Below are 6,795 nucleotides of genomic sequence, written 5' to 3' on the forward strand. Positions count from 1 at the left end.
ACGCTGCTGCGCGGCGGCTACGCCACCGCCGCCTCCGGATTCCGCCTCGAGTACCAGGGCGAGTTCCGGCCGCCGGCCTCCCGGCGCGTGCACTCGCTCAACGTGCTGGCTTCGCAGGTCGAGACGCTGCGCTTCCACGGCTTCGGCAACGAGACGGTGCTGGACCGGCCGGAGGACGCTTACAAGCTGCGACAGCGCCAGCTCCTCATCGAGGCGGCGGCCAGCGGGCCGCTCGGCAAGCACCTGCGGCTGTCGGCCGGGCCCGTGCTGAAGCTGGTGGATACCCATGCACCAGCGGGCAGCCTGCTGGAGGCGGCAAGTCCCTACGGCGCCGGCTGGTTCCGCAGCTTCGGATTCCGATCGGCGCTGCACCTGGACAGTCGGGACCGGCGCGACGCGCCCGGGCTGGCGGCGGCGGTGAGCGGGAGCGCCTACCCTGCGTTGTGGAGCGTGCGGCAGCCTTTCGGCGATTTCGCCGCCCAGGCGGTCGCGACCCTGGCGGCACCCGGCTGGGCGAGCCTGCTGCCCTCGCGGCCTACGCTACTCGCACTGCGCGCCGCGGCCCGCACGGTCTGGGGCGAGGCGCCGTTCCACGAGGCGGCGTTCCTGGGCGGCGAAGCAACCGTGCGCGGCTTCCACGAGCAGCGCTGGGCGGGGGACGCAGCCGTCTGGGGCAATGCCGAGCTGCGCGTCCCGGCCGGCTCGTTCCGCCTGGCCGTCCCCGTGGATTACGGGGTCCTGGCGTTGGCCGACGCGGGCCGCGTCTTCCTCGACCGCGAGCGCTCCGGCCGCTGGCACGCAGCGGCGGGCGGCGGCATGTGGTTCGAGTTCGTGGATCCCCAGCACACTCTGGTGCTGACCCTCGCGGGAAGCGCTGAGGGTACAGCGTTCTATGCTGGGACCGGCTTCCTCTTCTGAAGCACGAGTGCGAATGACAACCTCCTCGAAGCATCGGATACTGACGTTCGCCGTGCCCTCGGCCGAGCTGCTGGACCGGCTCGCCTCCCGGCCCCTTGACCTGGGAGAGAAGCCGCGGGACTCGGGCGTGCGCCGGCCTCCCGTCCGGCACTTCCACCGTGAGGTCTACCTCGACACTGCGGACGACGCGCTGGCCGCCCGGGGCGTGCTCGTGCGGGTCCGGACAGAGGCCGACGGGCGGCAGGAGCTGGCCGTCGAACTGGGCGCGGCCGGCTCTCCCGCCCCGGAGTCAGGGCCGCGGGTGCTGCGCGTCCGCATACGGGACGGCGATGCTGCCACGCTTCTGGCCGGCGTGTCCGCGCCGGCACGGGCGGTACGCGCGCTGGTCGACCCGCTGCGCCTCGTGCCGCGGCTCGAGCTGCACGTGGATCGGCGGATACGGCGGCTCCGCCGGCACTGGTGGTCGACTGGCGCCATCGAAGTGGCGTACGAAACCGTGCATGCCCGGGCGGGCAGGCTGACGGCAGCGCTGCGCCAGCTCACGCTGCGCGGCTTGACGCGGGAGCGTGCCCTGCTCGAGGCGCTGGCCGGGGCGCTGCAGCACGAGCATCCGCTCGAGCCCGTGCACGCCGGCCTGCTTCCCCGCCTGCACGCGCTCCTCGCCGCTGCCGAGGTCGACGCTCTCCGGGGCGAGATTCGCGGTGCACGCGAGGTCGCCGTGGTGCTGTATCAGAACGGCCGCATTGCGCTACAATCCGAGAGCGGCAGCCTCACCCTGCCGGTGGGACCGGGTACCGGGGAGGAGGCGTGCCGGGCGGTGCTGCGGCAGGTGGTGGGCACGGCACAGGCGCAGATCCGGCTGTTGGGCCGCGCGCCCATCGGCGCCGGCCGCCCGCCGCTCGAGGTGTGGCTGGCCCACTGCTTCCCCGCGGGCAGCCTGGATGGCGGCGAGGGCGTCGTGTGGCGTCCCGTGGACGAGTTGCTGGCGCTGGCGGGGGCCGGTGGCCTGGCGGATGCGCGCACGCTCGCCGCACTGGCGGTGGCCGGTCGCTCGGAGCTGGGGACGGCGGAGCCGCTGTACTGCTTCCCCCGCGAGCCTGGCCGCAGCCGCGTCGACTCGACGTCCCTCGAGATCGCGGCTGACTCCGCGCTGCCACTTTCGCGGAACGGCGGCGGATCCGGGCACGCGGGCCGCGCGCGCGGGGAAGCGGGCGCGCGCCGGCCACGGCGCCTGCTGGACGCCAACCTGAGCCAGCTCGCCTTCAACGCCAGGGTTCTGGCGCTGGCCGCGGACCCCAGCGTGCCGCTGCTCGAGCGCCTGAAGTTCCTGGGCATCTTCAGCTCGAACCAGGACGAGCTCTTCATGCTCCACATGGCCAAAAGCAGGGCGCGGCTGGCCCGCCAGGGCGAGCCGTCCTCCGGCGGGCTGCGCTTCGCCGCCCGGGCCAATGCCTTGGAGATCCGCGCCCGGGAGCTGGCCGCGCGAGCCTATCGCCTGCTGCATGGCACGCTGCTCCCCGAACTGGCCGCGCACGGCCTGGCGCTGCTGCGCTGGCCGCAGCTCACGGACGCCGAGCGGCAGCACCTGGCCCACTACTACCACGACGTCGTCCAGCCGCTGCTCAGCGTGGTAGCGGTCAGCCCGGCGCAGCCTTTCCCGCATGTGCCCAGCCGCCGCCTGGCGCTGGCGGCAAGGCTGCGCGAGCGCGGCGGCAGCGCAGAGCACTTCGCCATCATCACCGTTCCCGCGGCACTCCCCGCGCTGGCACCCTTGCCGGGCGGGCGCCGGTTCGTGCCCATCGAGGAGATCATTTGCGCGAATATCCGGGACTTGTGGGCGGGGCTGGAGCTGGTGGACGCTTATGCGTTCCGCGTCACTCGTGCCGCCGACCTGAACGTGGATGAGGATGGCGCCACGGACCTGCGCGCCGCGGTCGAGGACGAGGTGCGCAAGCGGCCCTTTGGGCCCGTGGTCCGCCTCGAGGTCGAGCAGGCCATGCCCCAGCCCATGCAGCAGTTGCTGCTCCAGGAGTTCCGCTTCGAGCGGCCAGGCGTGGTCAGTACGCTGAGCGAAGGCGATGTTTACCGGCTGGACTGGCCCCTGGACCTGGCTCGCTTGCGCGAACTCGCGGCCCTGCCGATCCCCGAGCTGCGCTATCCCGCCCTGGTGGGCAACGATCCTTTCGCGGCGGCTCCCTCCGTCCTTGATGCCCTGCGCCAGCAAGACGTCCTGGTACGCTACCCGCACGACTCGTTCGAGGCCACCGCAGAGCGGCTTCTGGTCGAAGCGGCGGAGGACTCCGCGGTCCTGGCCATCAAGCTCACGGTCTACCGCACCGGCCACCGCTCGCGTGTGCTGGATGCACTGGCCCGGGCGAGCCGCAGCGGCAAGGACGTGACAGTGTTGATGGAAGTGAAGGCGCGCTGCGACGAGGAGCGGAACCTCGAGTGGGGACGGGCGCTGGAGGCGGCTGGCGTACGCGTCGTCTATGGCCGTCTGGGACTGAAGACGCATGCCAAGGTCGCGCTGGTAGTGCGGCGCGAGGGCGCCGGCGTGCGCCGCTACGGCTACATCGGCACGGGCAACCTGAACGCGGCGACGGCGGCGCAGTACACGGATCTGGGGCTGTTCACGGCAGACCTCGCAGTGGGCGAGGACCTGAGCAACCTGTTCCACGCGCTGACGGGATTGGCGGACCACGCCGCCTACCGTCGCCTGCTCGTGGCGCCGGCCACCCTGCGGCCGCGCATGCTCGAGCGGATCGAGCGCGAGGCCGCGCACGCCCGCACCGGCCGGCCCGCCCGCATCCGCGCCAAGATGAACGGGCTGGATGATCCGGAAGTTATTGGCGCGCTGTACCGCGCCTCACAGGCGGGTGTGGACATCGAGCTGCTCGTGCGCGGCATCTGCACACTCAGGCCCGGCGTGCCCGGCCTCTCCGACCGCATCCGGGTGACCAGCCGCCTGGGCCGCTTCCTCGAGCACGGGCGCATCTTCCACTTCGAGAATGGCGGCCGGCCCGAGTACTACCTGGGCTCGGCGGACTGGCGCACGCGCAACCTGCGCCAGCGAATCGAGGTCGTCGTCCAGGTCACGGATCCCGCCATACAGCAGCGCCTGGACACGGTGCTCACCGCCGAACTGGCCGAGCCGGGCGCCTGGGTCCTGGCGCCGGACGGATCTTACTCCCGGGCCCCGCACAGCGCTGCCCACGCCGCCAGCGCTGCTCCTGCAGTTCACGCTACTCCCGCAGCCAGGGCGACTCCCGCGCTGACGCTCCACCCTGCCACCCGGCTCACGAACCATCGCCTCCCTGAGCCGGCGCCGAGCGCGGCATGAGGGCCATTTCGTCCGGGCGATTACCGAGACGGACTTTGCCGGGAATTTTGGTGTCGGCTTCGAGTGTCGTTACGGCCGCTGGGTCTTTCAGGTAGAGGGTCCAGACTTTGTCTCGATCAAGGACGCGTGCCGGCTAGCAGGCGTCGTATGCCTTCAGATGCCCCTGCCCGGAATACTCGAGGATCTCGGCATCGCAGGTGACAAGCACGCCGTTCAGACGTCGCGCTGTGGCAACGATAAAGCGATCGCTCGGATCGCGATGCGGCTTGCCGTCGCGCTTCCGAACCCAAAGGGGGAGCTGGGTGCAGTCAACGGCCAGGCGAGAATCAACAGACAGGATGCGGACGCCGGGATAGCGTCGCTGATCGCGCACCCACGTCCGCAGATCCCCGGCAATAAGCAATTGCTCGCGCCCCGCCTTCAGCGCGATCTCCCAAACGGACGCCGCGGACACGAAAAGGCGTCGGCTGCGCGCCGCCTGCTCGATCACGGGCAGAGCGGCGACCTTCATCTGCCCTGGACCACCCGCCTCGCCGCTCGCCCAGACCCAGACGTGGGTGTCCAAGACCAGAACATCTGTGGCACTCAACTCAGAGATCAGCATCCACTTCCCAGTCCGCGTCCACCGCGGCCAGCAGCGCCTCTCGCGTGCCGGTGATCACGCCGCGCGAGCGGCCGATAAACGCCTGCACGTCCGCATCCGTGATCGGCACCAGCTTCGCCACCGGCCGGTTCCGCTTCGTGATCACGATCTCCTCACCCGTCTCCTTCACCCGATCCATCAACTGCAGGCACACTGCCTTGAACTCTCCCGCCGGGATCTGGCGCCGCTTACGACGGGCAGTAGACGGCTTCTTCGCCTTGGCTCGCCACGCTTGCTCGCTCATCCCCCATTCCTCCGGCTTTATCTGACCACTTAATATAGTCACCATTCCCCGGCCGGGCAAGGCGGGAGCACAGGCGCACAGGCGCGGCCAGCCGATTCGGCGGAGGCCGGCGCGGAGCGCCGCATGAAGGCCGGGTCCCCGCGGGCGGAAGGCCACCCCCACCCCAAACCCTCTGTCGTCATCGCCGAATGCCCTTCAGTTGCAACTCCTGCGGGGCGTCGGAGGCGATGGGCGGGCCCCGTTGTGGGCCGGTATGGCCTCCGCCTAACTTGCACGTCGGCGGCCGGCGCCCCTGCCGGCGCCCAGCACCACTCCATCCGGGACTTCTCCGTGTGCAGGGGTTTCGCCTCGCTCGCCTGTGTTCTGCTGGTGGGCGGCGCAGCCAGCCGTGCCGCAGCGCAGCAGCCGGTGCCCCCTTCGGTTCGGGCGCTGCGGCTGGATGCGGGCGGCGGGGAGACGATTCGCCTGGACGGCGTGCTGGACGAAGCGGTCTGGGGGCGCGCCGCGGCGGCCAGGGCCTTCAAGCAGCGCGAGCCGCTGCAGGGCGAGCCGGCCAGCGAGGAAACGGAGGTCCGGGTGCTGTACGACGGGGAGCTCCTGATCCTTGGCGTGCTGGCGCGGGACCGCGAGCCGGAGCAGATCGTGAGCCGGATCCTGCAGCGGGACCGGGTCATGGGGACGGACTTCGAGGGGAAGCCGGTCTTCATGGGGGACGACGGCGTCGCCATCCTGCTGGACGCCTTCCACGACCATCGCAACGCCATGGTCTTCGCCACCAACCCCAACGGCGCCGAGTTCGACGCTTTGATCACGGACGAGGGTCGCGAATTCAACATCGACTGGCGCGCGGTCTGGCGGGTCGCGGCCCGGCGCGTGCCCGAGGGCTGGTCCGCGGAGTTCGCCATCCCCTTCCGCACCTTGCGCTACCCGGCGGGCGCGGGCGAGCGGCCCTGGGGGTTCAATGTCTTCCGTATGATCCGGCGCAAGAACGAGCAGGCCTTATGGAGCGCCTGGTCTCGGGACAACGAGGGCTTCACGCGGGTGAGCCGCGCCGGCCACCTGGAGGGGATGGCCGACCTGCCGCGCACCGGCCTGAACCTCGAGGTCAAGCCCTTTGCCCTCTCCGGCGCCTCGCAGCAGCCCGTCGAACCCCAGGGGCTCGAGACCGACCCCCGGCTGGACGCGGGGCTGGACCTTAAGTACGAGGTGCGGCCGGGGCTGGTGCTGGACCTGACCCTCAACACGGATTTCGCCCAGGTCGAGGTGGACAACCAGCAGGTGAACCTCACGCGTTTCGACCTGTTCTTCCCGGAGAAGCGCGACTTCTTCCTGGAGAACAAGGGGATCTTCGAGTTCGGCTCGCTGGCCAGTCCCTTCGAGCCGCCCCCATTCCTGCTTTTCTTCTCCCGGCGCATCGGCATCTCGGATGACGGCGAGGTGCCCGTGCTGGGCGGCGTCCGGCTGACAGGGCGAGTGGGACGCCAGACGCTGGGCCTCCTGAATGTCGTGTCCGACGAGGCCTTTGGCGAGCCGCGCAGCAACTTCGCCGTGGCGCGCATCAAGCGGGACGTGGGCGGCAGCAACTATCTGGGTGCGATGGTGGCGGACCGGCGGGGCGCCGGCGAGTCGAACACAGGCACTGGCCTGGAC

General features: G+C 70.9%; 5 protein-coding genes. 3 read left to right on the forward strand and 2 right to left on the reverse strand.

Going from position 1 to position 6,795, the window contains the following annotated elements; translation table 11 throughout:
- The coding region (locus tag HY703_07735; GenBank protein MBI4545068.1) for a hypothetical protein at positions 1-918 on the forward strand (918 nt) is incomplete at its 5' end.
- 13 nt (positions 919-931) lie between these two features.
- Positions 932-4,258 (forward strand): polyphosphate kinase 1, encoded by a 3,327-nt coding sequence (gene ppk1, locus HY703_07740; protein ID MBI4545069.1) that lies wholly within the window; start codon positions 932-934, stop codon positions 4,256-4,258.
- A gap of 133 nt (positions 4,259-4,391) precedes the next feature.
- Here ppk1 and HY703_07745 read toward each other — a convergent pair whose 3' ends face one another.
- Positions 4,392-4,862 carry a type II toxin-antitoxin system VapC family toxin gene (locus tag HY703_07745; protein MBI4545070.1) on the reverse strand — a complete coding sequence of 157 codons (471 nt, stop codon included), beginning with the start codon at positions 4,860-4,862 and terminating at the stop codon, positions 4,392-4,394.
- Positions 4,849-5,145 (reverse strand): type II toxin-antitoxin system Phd/YefM family antitoxin, encoded by a 297-nt coding sequence (locus HY703_07750; GenBank protein MBI4545071.1) that lies wholly within the window; start codon positions 5,143-5,145, stop codon positions 4,849-4,851. Before HY703_07750 ends, HY703_07745 begins: the two co-directional genes overlap by 14 nt.
- A 330-nt stretch (positions 5,146-5,475) precedes the next feature.
- Here HY703_07750 and HY703_07755 point away from each other — a divergent pair.
- Positions 5,476-6,795, forward strand: a 1,320-nt coding sequence (locus HY703_07755) for a carbohydrate binding family 9 domain-containing protein (GenBank protein MBI4545072.1), incomplete at its 3' end; no start/stop codon positions are given.

The sequence above is a fragment of the Gemmatimonadota bacterium genome, assembly GCA_016209965.1.
Classification (GTDB): domain Bacteria; phylum Gemmatimonadota; class Gemmatimonadetes; order Longimicrobiales; family RSA9; genus JACQVE01.

Bases quoted from the DNA above. Each gene is read 5' to 3' on its own strand.
- ppk1 (MBI4545069.1), top strand. From the start codon at position 932: ATGACAACCTCCTCGAAGCATCGGATACTGACGTTCGCCGTGCCCTCG.
- HY703_07745 (MBI4545070.1), bottom strand. From the start codon at position 4,862: ATGCTGATCTCTGAGTTGAGTGCCACAGATGTTCTGGTCTTGGACACC.
- HY703_07750 (MBI4545071.1), bottom strand. From the start codon at position 5,145: ATGAGCGAGCAAGCGTGGCGAGCCAAGGCGAAGAAGCCGTCTACTGCC.